The organism is Bacillus sp. Marseille-Q3570, from assembly GCF_946151055.1.
Classification (GTDB): Bacteria; Bacillota; Bacilli; order Bacillales; family Fictibacillaceae; genus Pseudalkalibacillus.
The window spans coordinates 141,591-163,571 of sequence record NZ_CAMGYZ010000005.1 but is presented as its reverse complement, the minus strand read 5'-3'; the positions used below and the strand labels follow the sequence as shown (position 1 = coordinate 163,571).

Annotated in this window: 23 protein-coding genes; all 23 read right to left on the bottom strand. The window is 44.0% G+C overall.

Annotated features, from left to right (window positions below; translation table 11 throughout):
- Window positions 1-95: 95 nt before the first annotated feature.
- Complete coding sequence (locus tag N8M93_RS10605) at window positions 96-1,289, bottom strand: iron-containing alcohol dehydrogenase (protein ID WP_261131680.1); 1,194 nt, start codon at window positions 1,287-1,289, stop codon at window positions 96-98.
- Window positions 1,290-1,316: 27 nt separating this feature from the next.
- Window positions 1,317-2,642, bottom strand: a complete 1,326-nt coding sequence (locus tag N8M93_RS10600; protein ID WP_261131991.1) for a YjiH family protein — start codon at window positions 2,640-2,642, stop codon at window positions 1,317-1,319.
- A gap of 206 nt (window positions 2,643-2,848) precedes the next feature.
- Complete coding sequence (locus tag N8M93_RS10595) at window positions 2,849-3,685, bottom strand: SDR family oxidoreductase (protein WP_261131678.1); 837 nt, start codon at window positions 3,683-3,685, stop codon at window positions 2,849-2,851.
- Window positions 3,654-4,757 (bottom strand): mannonate dehydratase, encoded by a 1,104-nt coding sequence (uxuA, locus tag N8M93_RS10590; protein WP_261131677.1) that lies wholly within the window; start codon window positions 4,755-4,757, stop codon window positions 3,654-3,656. Before uxuA ends, N8M93_RS10595 begins: the two co-directional genes overlap by 32 nt.
- A gap of 18 nt (window positions 4,758-4,775) precedes the next feature.
- The gene (locus N8M93_RS10585; RefSeq protein WP_261131676.1) at window positions 4,776-5,387 is read right to left on the bottom strand and encodes a bifunctional 2-keto-4-hydroxyglutarate aldolase/2-keto-3-deoxy-6-phosphogluconate aldolase; all 612 of its coding nucleotides are present in this window, start codon (window positions 5,385-5,387) and stop codon (window positions 4,776-4,778) included.
- A gap of 280 nt (window positions 5,388-5,667) precedes the next feature.
- Window positions 5,668-6,684, bottom strand: a complete 1,017-nt coding sequence (locus N8M93_RS10580; protein WP_261131674.1) for a zinc-binding alcohol dehydrogenase family protein — start codon at window positions 6,682-6,684, stop codon at window positions 5,668-5,670.
- Between the two features lie 21 nt (window positions 6,685-6,705).
- The gene (locus tag N8M93_RS10575; protein ID WP_261131672.1) at window positions 6,706-7,980 is read right to left on the bottom strand and encodes a TRAP transporter large permease; all 1,275 of its coding nucleotides are present in this window, start codon (window positions 7,978-7,980) and stop codon (window positions 6,706-6,708) included.
- Window positions 7,977-8,456: a TRAP transporter small permease gene (locus tag N8M93_RS10570; protein WP_261131670.1), complete on the bottom strand. Its 480-nt coding sequence runs from the start codon at window positions 8,454-8,456 to the stop codon at window positions 7,977-7,979. Before N8M93_RS10570 ends, N8M93_RS10575 begins: the two co-directional genes overlap by 4 nt.
- A 109-nt stretch (window positions 8,457-8,565) precedes the next feature.
- Window positions 8,566-9,561: a TRAP transporter substrate-binding protein gene (locus N8M93_RS10565; protein WP_261131668.1), complete on the bottom strand. Its 996-nt coding sequence runs from the start codon at window positions 9,559-9,561 to the stop codon at window positions 8,566-8,568.
- 34 nt (window positions 9,562-9,595) lie between these two features.
- A complete protein-coding gene (allD, locus tag N8M93_RS10560; RefSeq protein WP_261131665.1) occupies window positions 9,596-10,609 on the bottom strand; it encodes an ureidoglycolate dehydrogenase in 1,014 nt (337 codons plus the stop codon).
- 30 nt (window positions 10,610-10,639) lie between these two features.
- A complete protein-coding gene (locus N8M93_RS10555; RefSeq protein WP_261131664.1) occupies window positions 10,640-10,762 on the bottom strand; it encodes a hypothetical protein in 123 nt (40 codons plus the stop codon).
- Window positions 10,752-11,702: a sugar kinase gene (locus N8M93_RS10550; RefSeq protein WP_261131662.1), complete on the bottom strand. Its 951-nt coding sequence runs from the start codon at window positions 11,700-11,702 to the stop codon at window positions 10,752-10,754. Before N8M93_RS10550 ends, N8M93_RS10555 begins: the two co-directional genes overlap by 11 nt.
- Complete coding sequence (locus N8M93_RS10545) at window positions 11,695-12,720, bottom strand: LacI family DNA-binding transcriptional regulator (protein WP_261131990.1); 1,026 nt, start codon at window positions 12,718-12,720, stop codon at window positions 11,695-11,697. Before N8M93_RS10545 ends, N8M93_RS10550 begins: the two co-directional genes overlap by 8 nt.
- Window positions 12,721-13,099: 379 nt before the next feature.
- Complete coding sequence (locus N8M93_RS10540) at window positions 13,100-14,050, bottom strand: acetylxylan esterase (protein WP_261131660.1); 951 nt, start codon at window positions 14,048-14,050, stop codon at window positions 13,100-13,102.
- Between the two features lie 213 nt (window positions 14,051-14,263).
- Window positions 14,264-14,731, bottom strand: coding sequence for a RidA family protein (locus N8M93_RS10535; protein WP_261131658.1), 468 nt, complete (start codon window positions 14,729-14,731; stop codon window positions 14,264-14,266).
- 31 nt (window positions 14,732-14,762) lie between these two features.
- Window positions 14,763-14,969: a hypothetical protein gene (locus tag N8M93_RS10530; RefSeq protein WP_261131657.1), complete on the bottom strand. Its 207-nt coding sequence runs from the start codon at window positions 14,967-14,969 to the stop codon at window positions 14,763-14,765.
- 69 nt (window positions 14,970-15,038) lie between these two features.
- Window positions 15,039-15,392, bottom strand: a complete 354-nt coding sequence (locus N8M93_RS10525) for a (2Fe-2S)-binding protein (protein ID WP_261131656.1) — start codon at window positions 15,390-15,392, stop codon at window positions 15,039-15,041.
- A 232-nt stretch (window positions 15,393-15,624) separates the two neighbouring features.
- Window positions 15,625-17,112, bottom strand: coding sequence for a S8 family serine peptidase (locus tag N8M93_RS10520; RefSeq protein ID WP_261131654.1), 1,488 nt, complete (start codon window positions 17,110-17,112; stop codon window positions 15,625-15,627).
- Between the two features lie 527 nt (window positions 17,113-17,639).
- A complete protein-coding gene (locus N8M93_RS10515) occupies window positions 17,640-18,320 on the bottom strand; it encodes a GntR family transcriptional regulator (RefSeq protein WP_261131652.1) in 681 nt (226 codons plus the stop codon).
- A 371-nt stretch (window positions 18,321-18,691) separates the two neighbouring features.
- On the bottom strand, window positions 18,692-19,222 hold the full coding sequence (locus N8M93_RS10510) for a chromate transporter (protein ID WP_261131650.1): 531 nt from the start codon (window positions 19,220-19,222) through the stop codon (window positions 18,692-18,694).
- Entirely contained in the window at window positions 19,219-19,818 is a 600-nt protein-coding gene (locus N8M93_RS10505; protein ID WP_261131648.1) for a chromate transporter, read from the bottom strand. The genes N8M93_RS10510 and N8M93_RS10505 overlap by 4 nt, the downstream gene beginning before the upstream one ends.
- A 31-nt stretch (window positions 19,819-19,849) precedes the next feature.
- Window positions 19,850-20,329 carry a heme-binding protein gene (locus N8M93_RS10500; protein ID WP_261131647.1) on the bottom strand — a complete coding sequence of 160 codons (480 nt, stop codon included), beginning with the start codon at window positions 20,327-20,329 and terminating at the stop codon, window positions 19,850-19,852.
- 37 nt (window positions 20,330-20,366) lie between these two features.
- Window positions 20,367-21,842: an aldehyde dehydrogenase family protein gene (locus N8M93_RS10495; protein ID WP_261131645.1), complete on the bottom strand. Its 1,476-nt coding sequence runs from the start codon at window positions 21,840-21,842 to the stop codon at window positions 20,367-20,369.
- Between the last annotated feature and the right edge of the window lie 139 nt (window positions 21,843-21,981).

The following is a 21,981-nucleotide window of genomic DNA, read 5'->3' as shown; positions in this document are numbered from 1 at the left end:
TGGCTGTTTTATCCCAGTCTATCTTTCTTTTAATTAATCACAAGACTAACAGTAATATATAGAAGCACCCCCATTATAACGAGAGTGCTTCCAATCTAATTTACCTTTGCTCTACTTTTAAACTGGTAATCGAAACTGGTTTGATAGAGTTCTTCGAGTTCCTCTTGTGTCGGGACTCTCGGGTTGTTGGCAGGGCTTCCGCTGTTTAGCGCATCTGTTGCCATTTTTCCGATTGCTTGATTGAAAGCTGTCTGATCGATTCCCCACCCCTGGAGGTTCGGGATATTCAGCTTCCAGCAAAGTTCTTTCACCGATTCAACCGCAATTTTAGCCAGCTCGACATTAGGCATGAATAGATCAGGTTCGAAAATCCGGCCTAAATCCGCCAATCGGTCAACACATGCTTCCTTACTGTATTCTAAAACTGCCGGTAAGAGCATCGCATTGGAATAGCCATGCGGCACATGGAACAGTGCACCAATCGGCCTCGACATACCATGGACAAGACAGACGGAAGCATTCGTAAACGCGATTCCAGCTTGAAGTGCCCCAAGGGACATCGCTTCCCTTGCGTCGATATTTTCCCCGTCATCATAAGCTGTTAATAGATTTTCCACGATCAGTTTCATAGCTGATAAAGCAAACGTGTCCGTCATCGGGTGGGCCTGTTTCGAAAGATAAGCTTCGATTGCGTGACTAAGCGCATCTACCCCCGTTGCTGCAGTAATATTTTGGGGCGAGGAAACTGTCAGCAACGGATCGACAATCGCCACTTCTGGCATGAATGGCGGTTGCTTGATCATCATTTTAATATCATCAGTCGTATTTGTGATGATCGTTACATCCGTCGCTTCAGATCCTGTCCCGCCAGTCGTCGGAATTGCGATGTGCGGCAGCGGTTGGTTCATTACTTTTTCCCGGTTCGGTCTGTAATCACCAATGTACCCTTCGTTGTTTGCCAGAACTGCTATCGCCTTCGCTGTATCGATACAGCTTCCACCGCCAAGAGATATGACAAGATCGCACTGCTCAGCTTTTAAAAGATCCAAAGCCTCACTTACATAACGATCTGTCGGCTCAGATTCAATTCCTAGATAAACCTCAGTCTCGACACCTTCTTTTTTAAGAAAGTCCCGGCAGTTCGAGACGTACCCGAGTCCGTCCATCACTTTATCACTGACAATCAGTGCCTTTTTCCCTTTTGCTGCTGCTTCCAATCCTACGTTATCAAGAGCGCCACGGCCATAATAGATTTCTTGCGGTGTCCGAAGTATAGCGAATTTCTCCACTTGATCCCTCTCCTTTTTGATCGTTTGTCAGAGTACCAAATAAGCGATTGGAGTCACGATGATGAGTGTGAGAATTGTACGTTCAACCCAAATGAGCATCATTTTCCATATGCTTAGCGGGATTTCAGTCGACAGAATACACGGAATCAATGCTGAAAAGAACATGATGGCAGATACAGATAAAACACCGATGACAAAGCGCGTGACTAGGGGTGCATCCACAACTAGTAATGCTGGTAAAAACATCTCCGCGATTTCAATGGCTGCTGCTTTAGCGGCAAGCAACGGCTCTGGAATTTGTAAGAGCGCAGTGAATGGATAAAAGATATAGCCTAAAATATCGAAAAACGGCGTGAACTCTGCAAGCATAAGCCCAAGTAGTCCGACCGACATGATAGAAGGCAGGATCGCCATCGTCATGATGAAGCCATCCTTCAGATTAACCCAGATGTTTTTTCCGAATGTTGGTGCACTCATAGCAGCATCCATCGCCAGGGACCACGCGCTTTTCACCCGGTTACCAGTCGGCTTTAGTTCCGGAGTACCCTCCATGCCTTGATAATAGTCATTACTCATGCTTCTCAACGGGTAGATGCGGACTGTAATCGCCGTGACCAGAAACGTTACAAGCAAGGTCACCCAGAAGTATGTGTTCCAGATTTCCATCAAGCCCAGTGTGTTTGCAACCACGATCATGAACGTAGCGGAAACCGTTGAAAACCCTGTCGCGATGATCGCCGCTTCCTTGATGGTGTACTTTCCTTCTTTAAAAACACGGTTCGTGATGAGCAGACCGATTGAGTAGCTTCCGACAAATGAAGCCACCGCATCAATCGCCGAACGTCCCGGCGTTTTCCAGATCGGGCGCATGACTGGCTGGACGAGGACTCCGATGAACTCGAGTAATCCGTAGCCGACGAGAAGTGCAAGGAAAACTGCGCCAATCGGCACAAGCAATCCGACTGGAATGACAAGCTTTTCAAATAGGAAAGGCCCCATATTCGGTGCCATCATCCAGGCTGGACCAAGATTGAACATGATCAGAATAGATGCGAATAAACCAAGTACTTTGAGCAACGAGAAAACGAGCGTGACGTTGTCCTTTCTCCATGTTTTCGAATAAAAAGGATAGGTAGCCCCAAGCAAAATGACTAGCAGGGCATAATACGGAACAAGCGCAGGAAAAGTAGCCTGGAACCAGGTAACGAGATGATCGAGCGGAATGGACGATTTCCCATTGACCGTAATCGGGATGAAAAACATGAAGATTCCGATGGCACTGAAAAATCCGAACTTCCCTACCGTCGAACCGCGTGACTGGGCAGGTAGTTGCGGATTCACGCCAGGATTCATCTGGGACATCTGAAAACCTCCTTATTTAACACAATATTCAGATAATTAAATGTGTAAATACCTACACTGCTACCCATTAATTTAGATATAAGTACTCCAAATCCTCTTTGGTTCCATATTTTCTTTTTCCAAATCGAGTTGTAAATCTGCGCATAAGAAAAGGCTGGCCATACGTGTTTATATCCGTATAGCCAACCTCATTATAATCAAACCCCTGAATAGGCCATGAAACCACCGTCAACCGGAACTGTAATACCAGTTACAAAACTTGAATAGGAGTCGTCTGCCAGCCAGAGCATGGTTCCAAGCAAGTCTTCAGGTTTTCCGAACCGCTTCATAGGTGTTCCCGTGATAATTTTTTCAGACCTTGCTGTATGGCTGCCATCCTCATTCAGCAGTAGATTTTTGTTTTGTGTTGTCAGGAAAAAGCCTGGTGCGATCGCATTTACTCTTAATCCCGCTTCAGCAAAATGCACTGCCATCCACATGGTGAAATTATTGATCGAAGCTTTTGCAGCGCTGTAAGCAGGAACTTTCGTCATTGGCGAATAAGCGCTCATGGAAGAAATATTCAAAATGGCGGGTGCTTCAGCCTTTAAAAGGGCTTTGCCGAATACCTGGCTTGCCAGGAATGATCCAGTGAAATTACTGTCGAAGACACTTTTGAATCCGTTCTCGTCCAAATCGAAGAACGATTTTTCTTTTTCATCATCCTCGTATTTTTCAGAGGCTGTGATAGCGTCCGGATGGTTACCGCCTGCCCCATTGATTAAAAGATCCACTCGGCCGAACGTCTGGATGACTTCCTCTCTGGCATTCTCTAGGGACGAGCGATCCAATACATCAGCTACGATGGAAATGGCAGTACCTCCCGATTCCCGGATTTCATCCACCACTTTTTGCCCTTTTTCAGCGGTTCTATTAAGGATGACTACTTTCACACCATGTTGCGAAAGTTCAATAGCCATCCGGGAACACAAGACGCCACTTCCGCCAGTGACGACTGCTACTCTATCTTGTAAGTTCTGATGTTTTGGAATCAATCTCCTCATCCTTCCCTTTTGATTCGTAAGCGTCCCATAATCCGAGCAAATACATGATTCCTAAGGCGCGGTCATAAAGTCCGTAACCTGGTCGGCAATTTTCTCCCCAAATGTGACGACCGTGATCCGGTCTTACGTAGCCATCATAATTTTGGGTGCTCAATTCCTCGACGACACCTTGGATATTAATCGATCCTTCCTGTGTATAATGGGAAGTTTCTACAAAATCCCCGTTTCCAAAGATTTTTACATTCCGGATATGTGAAAAAGGTGCACGCTCGGCATATTTTTTCGCCACTTGGACCATGTCGTTCGAAGGATCAGCCCCCATCGATCCGGTGCACATTGTAATTCCGTTTGAAGGGGAATCGGATATCTCAAATAACCTTTCGTAACTAGCTTCTCCAGTGATGATCCGGGGGAGCCCGAAAATAGACCAGGGTGGATCATCCGGATGTATCGCCATTTTTATGCCATTCGCCTCAGCAACGGGCAGGATTTCTTTGAGAAAATGCTCCAGATTAGCCCAAAGTTGTTCTTCATCTACACCCTTGTAGGCTTCGAAGAGTTCTGAAATACGGGACATCTTTTCAGGCTCCCACCCAGGTAATGTGAGGTCAGATGCTTCGGAAACTGTTTGTAGAAGCTTCTCCGGATCCAGATGCTCCACTTTTTCTTTTTCATAAAATAAAGCTGTCGAACCGTCCTCTAATGGATGGAACATTTCTGTGCGAGTCCAATCAAAGATCGGCATGAAATTATAACAGATGACTTTCACACCAGCTTCAGCCAAATTACGGATGGTCTGTTTGTAGTTTTCAATATACTTATCCCGGTCTTTGTCACCAAGTTTGATTGACTCATGGACGTTTACACTTTCTACGACGTCCGTGTGGAATCCAAAAGATTGAATGTATTTCGTTTCAGCAAGGATGTCTTCTTTTTTCCAAACTTCCCCTGCCGGAACTTTATGAAGAGCCCAAACGATCCCTTTAACTCCCGGAATCTGTTTGACCTGTTCCAATGTGACCGTATCATTGTCTTGGCCATACCATCGAAATGTGATATTCATAGCAAGCCTCCTCCGCCTTTAACATTTGTTTGCGTATTGCTGACTTAGTGTCACTACAGCTTCATATCCACTCTGTTTATATGCTTTATTCAAATCGCTTCCTATCCCTAATGCAACCGCTCCAGCTTCAAGCCAATCGCCCATATTTTCCAGATTGATTCCGCCTGTAGGCATAAGCCTTACATGAGGCAATGGCCCATTTACTGATCGGATGAATGAAGGATCGAATTGGTTTGCTGGAAAGAGTTTGAGTACGTCGCATCCAGCCTCTGACGCTTCAACCATTTCACGAATCGTCATACAACCCGGCATGTATGGAATACCGTGTCTGTTGCACAAGGTGGCTACATCTTTGTTGAAATGCGGACTGACAATGAATCGGGCACCCGATTGAATTGCATTCAGGGCTGTTTCCGGATCAAGAACAGATCCCGCACCTATTAGTACATCTTCATTACGTAGTTGACGAAAAACATTGTCAACCTGAGGGGTTGTATAAGTCAACTCGATTGTCTTGATTCCGCCTTCAATCGCCCCTTTGGATAATTGGACCGCTTCCTCCGGATTTTGACCACGAATAACACCAACAATTTTCGAATCCGTTATTTTGGACAAGATAGAATACTTCATAAACAGAAACCTCCTTAAATGATGCGTACCAGGCACCAAATCAAAACCGTTGGCGCCCAAGGGTTTGTGTTTGGTGCCTGGCACCGATTTGAATCCCTTCTCCTGCAAGGCTTCTGGTTTGGTGCCTGGCACCGATTCAGAACCCTTCTCCTGCAAAGCTTCCGGTTTGGTGCCTGGCACCGTTTCGGATCCCTTCTCCTGCAAGGCTTCTGGTTTGGTGCCTGGCACCGATTCAGAACCCTTCTCCTGCAAAGCTTCCGGTTTGGTGCCTGGCACCGAACTACAACTTGATGATGACTTTTCGGACGGATGATGGTGGGGATTCCATCAATTTGAATGCTTTTTCTGTGTCATTGATTGAGAATTCATGACTGACCAGGTCCTTGACATCAAACTTCAGCGTGTTGAAGAGTTCGACTACTTTTGGAAAACGATCCGTCTGCAAGCGGGAACCGCAAATCGTCAGTTCTTTTTTTGTAATGTCCACCTGTGGAATTTGTGATGGTGAATCATGAAATCCAAGTAACACCACTCTTGCAGCTACCGAAGTCACTTCGATCGCTTGCTCGACTGTTTGTGGAAGCCCTACCGCATCAATGACGACATTCGCCCCCATGCCTTCCGTCCATTCCATGATCTGATCTTTCACATCGCCGGCACCTGGATTGACGGTGAAGTCTGCCCCCCACTTTTCAGCAAAGCATAACCTTTCTTCATTAAAATCAGAAATCGCTACCTTCGCTCCTGCTTCCTTCGCAACTTTCAAGCAACATAAGCCGATTGGACCAGCCCCTATGATAAAGACCACATCGCCTTCTTTCACATCGCCGCGGTAAACCGACTGTGCCCCTATCGTAAACGGCTCGATCAAGGCAATTTCAGACCAATCCAATCTATCATCCACCTTATGGACCAGATCCTCAGGGACGACCATTACTTCCCTTCCCCCGCCTTCCCGATGGACACCGTAAACTTCAACTTTTTCACATACATTCGGTCTTCCCTGCCTACATGCATAACACTTTCCGCATGATGTCATGGGTTCGACCACGACTTTATCGCCAACCGCAATGCTCGAAACAGAGCCCCCAACTTCCACTACTTCTCCGGCTACTTCATGCCCGATGATACGCGGATATGATGCAAATGGATTTTCACCATGAAGGATATGCATATCTGAACCACAGATCCCCATGGCTCTCATCCGGATTTTGACTTCATTAGAACCTGCCAATTCTGGTTCTTTTACTTCTACTACACTTATATTCCCTGGTTCGGCTACCTGGATGGCTTTCATGAATCTCTCCCCCTATTTTTCCTAATCAAATAGTCCTGGTAAATACATAGTCAATTGAGGCACAAAGCTTACGAGCAATAGAACAACCAGACTTACACCTAAAAACGGCAGTAAGGCGACAGATGCCCTTCCGATCGATACTTTTCCAATACTGGATGCAACAAATAAGCAGACCCCGACTGGTGGTGTTGAAAGACCGATCATCAAGTTCAGGACCATCATGACACCGAAGTGGACAGGGTCCATCCCGATTTGGACAGCAACTGGCAACAGTACAGGAAATAAGATGACGAGAGCGGCGATCGTCTCCATGAATGTTCCTACGAATAAAAGCAACAGGTTCAAAAGTAAAATGACAATGATCGGATTTTCAGAGATTGATAGGATCGTATCGGCAACCAGCTGAGGAATTTGTTCACTTACAAGCACCCAGCCAAACAGATTGGCGAAACCAACAAGGACCATGATCCCTGCGGTACTTACCATCGAATCTAGTAAAATTTTAGGGAGCTGATGAACCTTCAAATCCCTATAGATGAACATTCCGACTAGCAAGGCATATACGACAGCTACAATCGATGCTTCAGTTGGAGTGAAATAACCACTTAAGATACCGAACAGAATGACGACTGTCATCATCAACGCCCAGAATGCACCCCAAAACGATTTAACAATCGTAGGTAATTTTTGACGTTCTCCTTTTGGATATTTTCGCTTGACCGAGATGAAATAAGTGACGATCATCAGTCCGATCCCTAACAAAATCCCTGGAATGGTCCCCGCCAAAAATAGATCCCCGATTGAAACCGTGGCAAGAGTACCAACGATGATCATCGGTAACGAAGGTGGGATGATCGGACCTATTGTTGAGGAGGATGATGTTACTGCCACAGAAAACGGAGCGTCATACCCCTCTTTTTTCATAGCTGGTATAAGAACGGAGCCAATACTTGCGGTATCGGCCAGTGCTGTCCCGGAAATTCCAGCAAACCCCATCGATGACCCGACATTTGCGAGACCTAGCCCTCCACGTATATGTCCGATCAAATTATTAGTAAAGGCGATGATCCTTTCTGTGATTCCCCCGGCATTCATCAAGTTACCCGCCAGAATAAACCCTGGAATACATAACAAAACGAATGAATTGATTCCTTCAAACATCTTTTGCGGAATGATGTTGAGAGGGATATCAACCATCACGATATAGATCAACGATGAGAGCCCCAGGCTGAATGCAATAGGTACTCCTAAAAAGATTAGAACTAAAAAAGATATAAAAAGGATCAGTGCCATCATTGTTCTACACCCTCTTCGTTATTCTGAGTAATGACATGATAGATGTTCAATAGACTGTACATTGCTAAAAACGCAAATGTAACCGTCATGCTTGAATAAATGTAAAACATCTTGACCGTCAATGTTGCAGATGATTGGTTCTGCCCGATCAAGGAAAATTGATAGGCATAATTGATCAGTGATGCTGAAAAGATTCCTAGCACCAGGTAGATCAAGGCGTCATAATACCTTCTGAATTTTTCCGGTAAAATGCTTACTAGTAAATCAACCCTCACATATTCTCGTTTTTCCATTGCTATTGGTGCTGCAAAGGCAATGGAATAAATAAATAGAAAACGAGAGAGCTCTTCTGTCCATACGAAAGATGCAGGGGTATACCTCCCGATCACTTGCATCAAAACAACCACTATCAGGGCAGAAAATGAAAGTATAGTCAATAGTTTCAGGATGCGACTCATAATCTTAACGGCTATCATACAGCTCTCTCCTTTTCTAATTATTGAATATGGCTGGCTCACAATGTCTACTCTCTGACCATTCATAAAAAATAGAGGGGAGACAACTGATGAGCCAACCTTTCTAAGATCATTCAGCCGATTCTAAAATCTTTTCATATAATTTCAACTGTTCTTCAGATAAGCTCTTTTCAATGGCAGGTTTCATTGCTTCAGCAAACGCTTCCTGGTCCACTTCTACAAATTCCATACCTTCATCTTGTAATTTCTTTTCATATTCAGCAGTTTCTTTTTCAAATAATTCCTGCCCATAGGCTTGTGCTTCTTCAGCCGCTTCTTTTACTGCTTTTTGTGTTTCTTTATCCAAAGCTTCAAACTGTTTATTTCCTACCACTACATAAATCCAAGAATAGACATGTTCAGTTCTGTTTACGTATTTTTGAACTTCATAAAGACCTGCACTATGAATAAGGTCAACTGGATTTTCTTGTCCATTGATCACTTTTTGCTGTAGAGCTGTAAATACTTCACTGAAGTCCATCACTTGAGGACGTGCTCCTGCTTCTTTCCACGCATCCATGAACAATGGAACGTTCGGTACCCGCATTTTGAACCCATTCAGATCCTCAGGTGTTTCGATCGGCTTGCTTGATGTCAAATTACGCGGAGCACGCATGTGATAATAAAGCGGTGTAACGCCTACTTTCTCTTTGATTGCGCTTTCAATTTCACCACCGACTTCACCTTCCACCACTTTTTTCATATGATCTTGCCCTTGAAATGCGTAAGGTACTGCCAAAAGAGCTGCTTCTTCTGCCCAGTTCTGCATCGTTTCACCTGAGATCGTCATGTCGACTGTCCCGGCTTCAATACTGTTCAAAACCTCTGTCTCTCCACCTAATTGTTCGTTAGGAAAAATTTTGATCTCTAGTTTTCCATTTGTCTTTTCATCAACCAGCTCGGCGAATTTTTCGGCTGTTTTATGCCAAACGTGATCTTCATTACCGAGATGTCCTAATTTCCAAGTCGTCTTATCCCCTGAACCACCTGACTCATTAGCTCCGCTACATGCAGCCAAAGCAAAGACCATGACTGAAACCATCACTAAACTAAACCACTTTTTCATCTTATGAATCCTCCTGACTTAAATTTATTTGGAATTAATCTTGATTCAAGTAATCGTAGATACTCTGGGAAACCGGTATTCCCTCTCTGGATCTTACTTCTTCTTTCAATTGTTCTGGCTCACCTGGAACCATTACAGTCGAAAATCCGTCGGCAGGCTTAACCTCATGCAGTTCGTTGACCATTTGATCGATATTAGATAGGAATTGTTCCTTACCAATAAAAAGACCTGGATCAATCGTGATGATGACATGGGCGAGATGCCGGTTCTTTTCATAGTCCCCGTACATGGCGGTGATGTCCGGTCCAAAAGCTGAACCCGTCAAGATGCCTGTCATGACATCGACTGTCAACGCAAGTCCATACCCCTTCGGACCTCCTACTGGTAACAAGTGTTTGACGAGATTCGGGTCAGTGACCGGATTCCCATTTTCATCGACTCCCCAATTATCCGGAATCGATGTTCCTTGTTCCCTGGCATGGAGAACCTTTCCCAGGGCAACATTACTCGTTGCCATATCCAGAATAATCGGCTTTTGTTCTTTAGCCGGGAAACCATAAGCAATCGGATTCGTCCCGAAATAAGGTTCCGCCCCACCGAAAGGGACTACGGCGCTGTCTGTTTGTGTCATGATCATGCTGATGGTCTCTTCTGCTGCCGCTTGCTCGGCAAAATACGATAAAGCGCCGCAATGACTGCTATTCACGATTCCGACAATTCCAATGCCATTTTCTTTGGACAATTTAATCGCATGGTCCATCGCTTCCTTTACGACTACATGGCCCATTCCGTGATCACCGTCAAATAAAGCTGCTGACATCCCTTTTTGTTCAATGGTAAACTCTGGCCCAGGATTCATCCCGCCTTCGTTCAATCTTTTCACATAATGTTCAGTGCGCAAGACACCATGAGAGTGGACCCCTCTTAAATCGGCATGAACCAGGACATCTGCTACTACCCTTGCATGTTCTTCAATCACATCAGCTGCGGTCAGTTTTTGAACAACAAGGTCCTTCAATTCTCCTTTTTGTACAATGACTTCAGGCATAAGACCCCTCCCCTCATTCAAATTGATTTCTCATCGGTTGGATGGTTGCTTTTCCGCTGTTGCAGTTGTAAGGATCACTTTTTGCTGCAAATCTTCCAATCTCTGAATCTTCTTTCGTAGTACCTGTATAAGGATCGGACCATCATCTTTCAATGAGTTTCTCCCCTTCTAATTTCATCAGGACATCTTCCAAATATGGCAAGCCCTCATTATCCCCCTTCACACTGACGACCATCGAACCGATGATGTTTGCAAACTTCAGGATCTTCGGCAGTTCCCAGTCATTCAGGAGACCATAGAGCACACCTGCGTCAAATCCATCCCCTGCCCCTACCGTATCTACTACTTTCGGAACGAATTGAGATGGTTCTTCTATAAGACCGTTTTGTGTCCAAACAGCCGATCCTTTTTCACCTAGCTTCAAGAACAAATGTGAAAGGCTATATTGTTTGACATGTTCGATCATTTCTGGAATTTGATCAGTACCAAAGAGGATTTCTGCTTCATCTATGCCTGTCAAAAGATAATCAACATCCGGTAACCATTGAAGCAATGTTTTGCGTGCTTCCTCTTTACTCCAAAGCTTCAGTCTGATGTTCGGGTCCATCGAGATTTTCAGGTCATGTTTCTTTGCCAGTTCCACAGCACGATCGATAATCGCCCTGTTCTGTTCGTGTACAGCAGGGAAAACCCCCGTTATATGAAGCAGTTTCGCTTCCTTAAAATAAGATTCATCTAATGATTCCGGTTTCAAAGTAAGTGTCGGCGACTGCTGGCGGTAATAGAAAGTTTTTCCTGATCCATCTTCGAGAATTTCCTTAAAGTTCAACGAAGTCGGATACCCTTCCATCAAATCGACTTCCGACACATCAATCCCTTCGCCCCTTGTAAAATTGTAAATGTATCTGCCGAATTCATCTTTCCCCAATCGACTGATCCAGCCTGTCTTCAAACCTAGCCTTGCACAACCGATCGCGACATTCAGCTCTGCGCCTCCGACTTTCCTTTTATAAGTATCAACAAATCGAAGCGGGCCTGTCGTAGAAGGATCCATCGTTATCATGGCATCTCCGATTGTAATCACATCATTCATCTGAAGAACCTCCTTTCCTGACTGAGTCCCTGACGATCAATTCAGGGCTGAAACGATATACATCCGGTTTCGACTCTTCCTGTTTCTTCACTTGGTTTAATAATAGATTTGCTGCTTTCGTCCCCATTTCAAAGGTTGGTTGCGAAACCGTAGTTAAAGGTGGGGAATGAATGGGTGCAAACGATACTTCATCGATCGTCACCAAACCGACGTCTCTTCCAATCTGAAGCTCATTTTCTGTGACAAATTTCAAAAACTCCATCAAGGTCAGGTCGTTACCAGTGATAATGGCCTGTGGAGGTCCCTCTAGTGAAAAAAGTTCGTCAAGCCCCTGTTGCAATTCGTGGATTTCCATTCCACGGATATATTCTTCTCGAACAGGGAGGCTGTGAACTTCGAGAGCTTTACGGTACCCTTTTATCCTCTCTATTCGAGGTGTCACGTTCTCTATCAATGATGACGTTATGATTGCAATACGCTCATATCCACTTTCCACAAGATGATCAATGGCTAATCGTGAAGCTTTTTCATTGTCCAGCAAAACTGTATCTATCGTTAAACCATCGACAAGGCGGTCCATAAATACAATCGGGAAATTTGCATCGATGAGACGTTGATAAATCTCCAAATTTCCGCTTGTCGGGAATACGATTAAGCCATCCACTTGCTTTGCAAGGAGGGTTTCAATGTACTTTTTTTCCTTCTGCGGATCATCATCTGCATTGCACACGATTGTTGAAAACCCTTCATCACTGCAGACATCCTCAATGGCGCGGATCACTTGTGTCGAAAAATTGTGTAAGATGTTTGCCACAATGACACCGATTGTGGAGGTATTCTTCTTCTTCAAACTCCTCGCGACCACATTCGGTTGATAATTCAGTTCTGATATCGCTTCTTTTATTCGCGAACGTGTTTCCTCACCCATGTAATCAAAACGTTCATTCAGATATTGGGAGACAGTACTTTTAGAAACACCCGCTCGTTTGGCGACATCGCCTATCGTAACTTTATTGATTGGCATAATTCTCTTCATTCCCTAAAAGTCATTTATACTAAATCGGTTTAGTAAATCGATTTAGTGAGAAGTATAAAACAAATGAAAGCGCTTTTCAAGAGAAATTTCAGAATTTTTTAGGTTTTTTGTATCCTAAATAAAGAAAACTTAGCAAAGTCAAGCCTTAGCGCAGACTGAGCCTTAGTTGCTATATTGAAGAAATCATTTATACTTTCTTTAAATGCAAAAACAGGACTATCACCAAAAAAGTGTCCGACGCCTCCAACACAACATTTGACCAAAACGATTTTTCTCAAAATGTTGTTAAGTTTGGAGAGAATCACACACCTCTGGGACAGCCCCATTTTACTGATACCATATTTCCGCCTTTTAAATACGTTTATAGATTTGTATTCACAAAAGAGATTGTCTTTTCAATATGAGAAGGGGTTCCGGGTGCATCGTGTCCTGAGTAAGGATATACTTCCAAGCTTTTTTCAGATGTTATGTGATTATATACACCAAAAATCGGTTTCGGGGGACAAATGAGATCTTTAAGTGCAACTGAAACTCTTATTTTACTCTTAATGTTCGAGGCATGATTAAGAATATCGAAGTAGCTTAGGTTGTTGAGGATTTTTTCTGTATGTTCTGGATGAAGTTTCAGGAATTTTTCTATTTCAACAAACGATCCTTCCATCTTTTGTTGTATCGTCAGTTCAATATCACACATATTGGGAACATCTGCAACAACAAGAGCCGGCCGCGAATCCAATGCTGCCACCGCCATAGCTATTCCCCCTCCCAAACTTGAACCCATTAGACATACAGCGTTTGGGTCGATTTCATCTTGAGCCATGATGAAATCAACTGCACGTTTACAATCCAGCCAAACTTTATAGTAATAGTATTCTTCTTTCACCAACAAGCCTTGAGTAGCCCAGCTTCCCATATTACCGTATGAGTACGTGCTATCATCACCTGTTTCTCCCATTCCGCGGCAATCGACTGCAAATATCGCATATCCCTGGATAAGCCAGGTCATATATTGAGATATTGGTCCTTTGTTACCTCCATAACCATGGTAAAAAATTATACATTTTAATTTTTCCTTGGTATCAACTGGTTTAATATAATGAGCTTTTATAGGAGTTCCATATGCTCCTTGATAGGTGACACGCTCTACCTGGACTTGCTTTATTGGATAGAGGATTTCTTCTACATGTGGTTTTAATGGAATCGTTTTAGATTCGGATAGCGCATTTTCCCAAAAGCTAGTGAAGTCTTCTTTTTTTGTCAATTCAGGATGATAACTTACATATTCTTTAATAGTTGCATCTATTTCTCTCATAATTTCACCCTTTCTTAACCTATCGCTATGTAATGTTTTAAAATTAGCAATCTACCCTATATTTGTCAAAATATTATAACGAGGGTTTAACAAATAACATTGTACCAGGCACGACAATTTACCCCTTGTGCCCCAACGGATCTCAAATAGTGCCTGGCACCAAAAAGAAACCCAAGCGTAGCAAGGGTTTCAAAATGGTGCCTGGCACCGTATTTATTTCAACGCTACCAGCAAGTCGGTTTCTACTGCTGCGTTTCCTGGGAGTGAGCATACGCCGACTGCGCACCTGGCGTGCTTTCCGTTTTCCCCGAATACTTGCATCAGGAGTTCAGATGAGCCGTTGATCACTCCTGGTACTTCTGCAAAACCTTGTTCACAGTTCACGTAGCCAGTAACTTTCACGATTCGATCGACAAGTTTGAAGCATCCGACTACTTGTTTAATGATGGCGAGATGGTTCAAGGTGGTGATTTTTGCTGCTTCATATCCCTCTTCTACGGATAGATCCGCTCCTACCTGACCTTTGTAAGGAAGCTCTCCGTTCCATTTACAAGTAACCCCGCTGATGAATAGAAACTGGCCGCTTCTTACGGACCCGAGATAATGTCCGGAAGGTTTCGGTGCATCAGGCAACTCCAACCCGAGAGATCGAAGCTGTTCGTCCACTTTTTCACAATTCATTTTCAGCTTCCCTTTCTGTCACTTATTCGTGTCAAGAGGTCCCAGTCATCAGACGCTCTTCATCTTGCTCCCCAAACTGTTTCCTGAGCTTGAATTTACACGTTGTATGGGTGTAGTACAATTTCAGGCTTGCGTTTCGATCACATAGCAGACATTTGGTTCCGGCTGGTGCTTTACGAATATGAGGAACATCCAATAGGGTAATCGCTTTTTTGAAATGATGTTTACAGACCCACATATCTTCCACCTCGTTACCTTGTTTGTTTTAAGAAACGTAAGCCATTTTTAGCTGAGTACTTTTCCTTGTTTATTTTCCAACCGAAACTTTTTCTTTTTTGATTTTATCGGGTTTTCTTTTCTTGACTGCTTTTGTGGTTTCTTCATCCCACGAAACCGTTACATCGCCATCTGTCACAAACGACTGGCAACCAAGACGATAGCCTTTGTCCAGCCATTCATCACCTAACTTCCGGCGTTCTTGGACTTTCACCTTATCAAGGAATTCAGCGCCTTCTTCTATCTTGCATACGCATGTCCCACAAATTCCGCCGCCACATTTATTGGGGAGATCACCATCATATCTTAAAGACATCCTAAGAATATTCGAATTTTCCGGAACTTCGATCACTTTACCGCTAGTCAGATAATTAATATTCGGCATCGTTCAGTCCTCCCTGTAATCTTCTTGTTCTCTTGGTATACAATATACCATATTGAAAATATTCTGACAACTGAATTTTCGAAATATTTCACTTTTTATCATGGTTTCTCGTAATTTTTTATCAATATTTGAGTGTTATTGTATACCAAACGGACCCAATGCAATAAAAAAACGGCGTACCAACACTGTTTCCAGCTGGCACGTCGTTTTTTAAGAACCCATAATGGACTTTTTATTTTACCGCATTATACGCATTTACTACACCATGACCGAAGATTGGATCAAAACCTTTTTTACCTGCATCATCTGCAGTTTGTTGTAATTTAGTTTGTACCTGGCTTGGTGATGGTTTCTTTCCTGTTGCTTCATATACTTTGGAGATATATGCAGCGGCTACACCAGCTACTTGTGGTGAAGCCATTGACGTACCACCCTTCCATCCGTAGCCTTGCTCACCGAATTGCGCGACTCCCGTCGGAGAATTTAAATAAGTCGGAACAGCACTCAATACTAACCATTGGTAATCCCCAGGTACGCGTGTTCCATTATAATCAGGGCCTAAATCGCCACCTGGTGCAGATAGATTGATATTTCCGTTTCCATAGTTCGAGTAGAATGCAAGACGATCATCTGTACCAAATCCCCCTCCTAGAGCTGAAACAGTGATGACACCAGGGATTTGAGCAGGAACCTTGAATCCAGCACCTTGTACATCATAAGCAGCTGTCGCCGGATTCGAATCTAAAACAGCATTATACCAATCAGCCAGCTTTGCCGGATTGCTTAAATCCTGACCGTCGTTCCCAGCTGAAGCGACAACGGTCACATTTTTATTGGTCGCATAACGAATTGCACGGTTGTAAGCGACCATATCAGCTGCGTCATTACCTAAACGGATCTTCTCACCTGTAGCTGGGTCAGTGTAATACCATTGCCCGACTACTCTTGTGCCGCCTAAACTCATGTTGATCACATCTACACCATCATCAGCTGCAGAAATAATGGCATCTGTAATCCAAGATTGCTGTGCACCACCAGTAGCACCGAATACGCGGTAGGCTCGGAGTCCGACTTCAGGTGCAATCCCTTTGATACGACCATTTGCACCGATTGTCCCGGCAACGTGAGTCCCATGGCTGTTGAAATCCCATGCATCTGTAGTTCCAGGAACGAATGTTTTTGAATCAGGAACGATATTATTCTTTAGGTCAGGGTGGTCGAAATCAAAACCTGTGTCGATAACACCGACGACCACATCTTTACTGCCACTTGAAACGGCATGGCTCGCACCTTTATTTGTTACTCGCTCGATATCCCATTGCCAGCCAGCTTCCCAGATGCTTTCTCCCACTGGTACTGGTTCTAATCCACTTTGCTCAATGTCAGATGTTCTTACTTCAACTTCAGGTAAATTCAGAGATACTTCTAATGAAGGAGCAAGGCTCGCAACATTTGTGTTTTTCCCTAATGATTTAATGAACGTAGTAGGGTTAGACGTGGTAGCCTCGACAGTTCCAATCTTGGCTACTTCATATGTAACTTCTCCCCCGGCCTTCTCAATGATTGACTTGTAATTGGCAGGCAAGCTGTTTTCAGATTTAAAAACAACTAGAAATGCCTGCTTCGAGCTGGATGTTTCTTGCGATGATGCAAATGCGCTGAAACTGAATGATGAAAAAGCAAGTAAAACCCCTAAAACTAATAATAATCCCCTTTTCATGTACTTCATCCTTTCAAGTTTTGTTTTCATGTTGCAAGTTATGAATTCAATGCTCTTGAAAGGACTTCCTTCTCAGTGGATTTATCAAATTCCGACATTGAATGACAGTATTTGGTTATAAAGAAGTACTGAATTTCCAGAAATCGCACAAATTAATCAACACTTTGTTGAAACGTGATGAAAAGATAGGAAAGAAGGCAGAGCTATCTGATGGAACCACCTTTATTAAGGAACAAGAACCGTGGTTAAAACCAGACTAAGCCCCTCCATACGCTACATCTTAGCACAAGTACGAATCTTTGATAGGGTTTATTACTCTAACGGACACAGGAGACCTTATTCATAGTAAAAAGAGGTCGTTTGTAAATCTAACGGACACGAGAGACGTTATTTCACCAAAAGTGAACGCTTTTTCAAGTAAATCATGTAAATAAGGGCTCTGATGTCCGTTAGATTTTCGTTTCAACGTTTATCGGATAAATCAACAAAAAAAGCCCGGTATCAAACCCGCGCTTTCATGCATGTGCCTATCGACTCGACTTCCGTTTTTCTTTTTGTTGTTCGAGGAAATTGATATACGCTTTTTTCGAATTTTCGATATGGATCTTCGTATGGTATTCAGCCATTTCGACTTCTTTATCCCGAAGCGCTCTCATGATCTGGATATGTTCCCTTAGGGATTCCTTCCGTCGCCCTGGAGTTTCGTACCCCATGTTTGCCGACATTTGAATATAATCCGTCAACCCTGAAAGGATTTCGTACAACTTCGGACTCTTAGAAGCTTTGTACAGAAGAAGGTTCATATTGATATGTTCATTATCGAAATCCTCAGAGCCGTTCTGGTCCAACTCTTCTAATTCTCTAATTTTTTCATCAAACACTTTTTGGGTTTCCTCATCCATCTTTTGTGCTGCGAGTTTGGCTGCTAGCACCTCAAGCGAGGACAGGATCGTAAATACTTCAATGACTTCTTCTTCAGAAACGTTGGTAACAATGACCCCTTTTCGAGGCACCGTTTTGACAAAACCTTGCGATTCAAGGCGAAATAGCGCTTCACGAATCGGGGTCCGGCTAATGTTCAATTTGGTAGCCAGTTCCCTCTCGATCAGACGGTCTCCAGGCTGGAATTCGCCTTCTAAAATCAAGTCTTTCAGATATCTGTATGCGCGTTCACGAATGGATAACAGTTCATCTTCTGCCCATTTCATTATAAGTCACCTACTTGCTTTCCTCTATAAAACATCCACGTTTCAGATATGTTCTATAGTAATATTTCACTGCGACTGATACTTCCCTTTTTTACTATTTTAGCAGAATCTTAACCACAATTTCATTTTTCATTCAATTAAATGCTGATTTCTTTGCGGACATTCTAGAAATGGTATGCCAAACAGTAAATACCACACTTCATATCAAGTATGAAGAAAACTTGGCAAAACCAAACCTTTGGCGAGGCTGAGCTTCAGTTGCGCTTATATTGAAGAAAGTATATAAACTTTCTTTAAATGTAAAAAGATGACCCACAAGTACCAGATATGAATCTTCTGGTCATGAGTCATCTCAAAACAATCAATTCTCTTCATGCTAAAAATACGCCGCCGTAACCTAACGCACATAAAATCACGAGTGCTGGGTGGACCTTGAATTTGTACATCGTCAGCCAACCAATTGCAGTCAAGATCACGAGATGCAGAACGCCGCTCGTTTCAAACGCGGTAATAAAAAACTGGAAAGCCAAGACGCCAAGTAAAATCGCGATGACAGGCTGTACAGATACGGTCAGCATTTTCACATGAGGCGAGTCTTTAAAAAGGTTCACGAATTTGAACAGGATGATGACGGCTATAGCTGAAGGGAGAATCGTAGCTGCAAGGGCGATCAACATCCCTGGCACACCGGCGATTTGATAGCCGATAAAGCCCCCCATCTTGGTCGCAATCGGCCCTGGAAGCACATTCGCAATCGCTAAAAGGTCCCCGAATTCACGCAGAGTCATCCATTCATAACGATTGACCACCTCGTTTTGAACAAGAGGTATCGTTGATGGACCGCCACCATAGCCGAACAAATTGGCAATGAATAATGCCCAGAAGATATCCCAGTAGATCATACGCTTTCTTCCTTTCGCTCGACATGAACATCATCTGGATCACGCTTCATAACTCTGTTCCTATATGTCGCCACAATGAAAGCCCCCGCTAAACATGCCCCGATCATCACACCGGGATGGACATTCAACAATTGGAGGACGACAAGTGAGACCCCTGATAAGGCGAGCATGATCGGGAACCCGAGACCTTTCCGGGCTTTATCCGCAAATTTATACGCCATTTCCAGCAACAGGATACCGATGATCGGTGTAACCCCAGCGACCATCCCGCTGACGAATGGTGAGTTCCGATATTTGTACAAAATACCGAGCATACCGACCATTCCGATCAACGACGGTAAAATATGTGCGAGGATCGCGACCGCCGCCCCTAAGTTGCCTTTCACCTTGTATCCGATATAAGCCGCCATTTTCGTAGCGATCGGGCCAGGCAATGTATTCGCAAGAGCCAAAGTCTGCCCGAATTCATCTTCTGTCATCCATTTGTATTTTTTCACAGCTTCATATTCGATCAATGGAATCGTCGACGGTCCGCCTCCATAACCAGTCACCCCGGTCCTTGCGAATCCGATCGTAAGGTCCAAGAATGATCTCAATTGAATCTCCTTCTTTCTGCGTCAACCCTGGTCATTTTTTGATATCAGCATCCGTCACGACTTCATGCCCTGCAGGCTGCAGATGCTCTTGCAATGCTTTTAGTGCAGCAGTTCCAACAGCTGTGTCCTGCTCACCGTTCCCGCCGCTTACGCCGATTCCGCCGATTACTTCTCCATCAACGACGATCGGAAAACCACCGACGAACACCGCGAATTTACCAGGCAACATATGCTGGATTCCGAATGCTTCGTTTCCTGGAAGCACAGGTCCGTTCGGCTCTTTGTTGAAAAGATGCGTCGACCGCTTATGTCCTGCAGCTGTGAATGCTTTCGCAATCGAGATTTCCGGCCCTGTAATTCGCGCCCCGTTCATCCGTTCGAGCGCAATCAAATTCCCACCGTCATCGACTACAGCAATTGTCTCCAGAACATCAATCTCTTCCGATTTCCGTTTCGCTTCTTCTATGATCAGTTTTGCTTCTTCCAACTCTAGTTTCAATGTTGTCTTCATTGTCTGTTCATCCTCCTCATCCCATCGAACGGGTCAATTAATATCCGACATACACGGTTTTGATTTGTGTGAAAAATTCGAGTCCCGCTCTTCCTGATTCGCGGAATGTGGACGTACTTGATTTCTTCAAACCACCGAATGGCGCGTTGATCAAATTCCCAGTTGTGGTACGGTTCACTTTTACAGTTCCTGCTTTGATTTCTTTCGTGAATTGTTGGGCTGTTTTCAGGTTGTTCGTCACGATGGATGCTGATAATCCATATTTCACACCATTTGCGACCGAGATGGCTTCCTCGTAGTTTTCAACTTCGATGACGGAAATGACCGGACCGAAGATTTCTTCTTGCGCGATCGTCATGTCAGGCGTTACATCAGAGAAAATTGTCGGCTGTACGTAAAATCCTTTTCCGAGATCACCTTCAGTAAGATGATCACCACCATATACGAGCGTAGCACCCTCTTCTTTTCCGATATCGATATATTTCAGGACATTGTTCAGTTGCTTTTCGCTTGCTAACGGACAGATCGTGACGCCTTGTTCAAACCCGTTACCGATTTTCAGTGCTTTGGTTTTTTCAACTAACGCGTCCAAATATTTGTCTTTCACTTCCTTCATCACGATGACACGGCTCGTTCCGGTACAGGCTTGTCCGGTCAAAGAATATCCACCGTTTACCGTCAACTGGGCTGCCAATTCAACATCTGCATCATCCATGACGATGATCGGATTTTTTCCGCCCAATTCCATTTGTGTACGGGTCTCGAGCGAAACATTACGGTGGATGTGTTCACCAGCGCCCGTCGATCCTGTGAATGTAACTGCTTTGACCGCAGGATGATTGACTAGACTGTCACCGATATCCTTTGAATGACCTGTTACAAAATTAAGGACACCCTCCGGAAGTCCGGCCTCGTGGAGCGCTTCGACAAGACGATAAGCGATCAATGGCGTTTCTGAAGATGGCTTGAACACCACTGTATTCCCTGTAATCAAGGCTGGTGCAATTTTTCGGGCAGGAATTGAGATTGGAAAATTCCAGGGCGTAATCACGGTTATGACACCAAGTGGTTCCAATTCAGTCGATACTTTCATGTTCGGATCATCCTGTGGGAACGTTTCACCTGTGAAACTCTGCCCCTCAACCGCATAGTAACGTAACGTTTGGGCAGAACGGAGTACTTCTTTACGCGATGCCCCGATCGGTTTTCCTTCTTCTCGCGTCAGTTCATCTGCAAGTTTTTCGACTCGATCTTCAAGTAGGTCGGCCGCTTTATTTAAAATCGCTGCTTTTTTGGAAGGCGGGGTGCTCGCCCAGCTTGGAAACGATTTATCTGCGACCTCAATGGCTTTTTTCACATCTTCCTCATTAGATGCCTGGAATTCCCCCACTACTTCTTCCTTATTTGCTGGATTCGTACTCTGGAACGTCTTCCCGCTAGCTGTTGTAGTCCATTCTCCAGCAATCAGGTTTTTTATGAAAAGTTCTGCTTTCGCTGTCAGCACATCTATCATCCTTTCCGTTACTGATAAAGAATACTAGGCAAAACCGAGCCTTTGGCGAAGGTTTTGCCTTAGTTGCCCTTATACTGAAGAAAGTATGAATACTTTCTTCAAGTGTAATAAAGTGGCAGCTTCCCGCTCAGGAAACTGC

Coding starts and splice junctions, on each gene's coding strand:
- N8M93_RS10600 (WP_261131991.1), bottom strand. CDS start 2,642: ATGAATCCTGGCGTGAATCCGCAACTACCTGCCCAGTCACGCGGTTCG.
- uxuA (WP_261131677.1), bottom strand. CDS start 4,757: ATGAATATCACATTTCGATGGTATGGCCAAGACAATGATACGGTCACA.
- N8M93_RS10585 (WP_261131676.1), bottom strand. CDS start 5,387: ATGAAGTATTCTATCTTGTCCAAAATAACGGATTCGAAAATTGTTGGT.
- N8M93_RS10580 (WP_261131674.1), bottom strand. CDS start 6,684: ATGAAAGCCATCCAGGTAGCCGAACCAGGGAATATAAGTGTAGTAGAA.
- N8M93_RS10575 (WP_261131672.1), bottom strand. CDS start 7,980: ATGATGGCACTGATCCTTTTTATATCTTTTTTAGTTCTAATCTTTTTA.
- N8M93_RS10570 (WP_261131670.1), bottom strand. CDS start 8,456: ATGATAGCCGTTAAGATTATGAGTCGCATCCTGAAACTATTGACTATA.
- N8M93_RS10565 (WP_261131668.1), bottom strand. CDS start 9,561: ATGAAAAAGTGGTTTAGTTTAGTGATGGTTTCAGTCATGGTCTTTGCT.
- allD (WP_261131665.1), bottom strand. CDS start 10,609: ATGCCTGAAGTCATTGTACAAAAAGGAGAATTGAAGGACCTTGTTGTT.
- N8M93_RS10550 (WP_261131662.1), bottom strand. CDS start 11,702: ATGAATGATGTGATTACAATCGGAGATGCCATGATAACGATGGATCCT.
- N8M93_RS10540 (WP_261131660.1), bottom strand. CDS start 14,050: ATGAGAGAAATAGATGCAACTATTAAAGAATATGTAAGTTATCATCCT.
- N8M93_RS10535 (WP_261131658.1), bottom strand. CDS start 14,731: ATGAATTGTGAAAAAGTGGACGAACAGCTTCGATCTCTCGGGTTGGAG.
- N8M93_RS10530 (WP_261131657.1), bottom strand. CDS start 14,969: ATGTGGGTCTGTAAACATCATTTCAAAAAAGCGATTACCCTATTGGAT.
- N8M93_RS10525 (WP_261131656.1), bottom strand. CDS start 15,392: ATGCCGAATATTAATTATCTGACTAGCGGTAAAGTGATCGAAGTTCCG.
- N8M93_RS10520 (WP_261131654.1), bottom strand. CDS start 17,112: ATGAAAAGGGGATTATTATTAGTTTTAGGGGTTTTACTTGCTTTTTCA.
- N8M93_RS10515 (WP_261131652.1), bottom strand. CDS start 18,320: ATGAAATGGGCAGAAGATGAACTGTTATCCATTCGTGAACGCGCATAC.
- N8M93_RS10510 (WP_261131650.1), bottom strand. CDS start 19,222: ATGATCTACTGGGATATCTTCTGGGCATTATTCATTGCCAATTTGTTC.
- N8M93_RS10500 (WP_261131647.1), bottom strand. CDS start 20,329: ATGAAGACAACATTGAAACTAGAGTTGGAAGAAGCAAAACTGATCATA.
- N8M93_RS10495 (WP_261131645.1), bottom strand. CDS start 21,842: ATGATAGATGTGCTGACAGCGAAAGCAGAACTTTTCATAAAAAACCTG.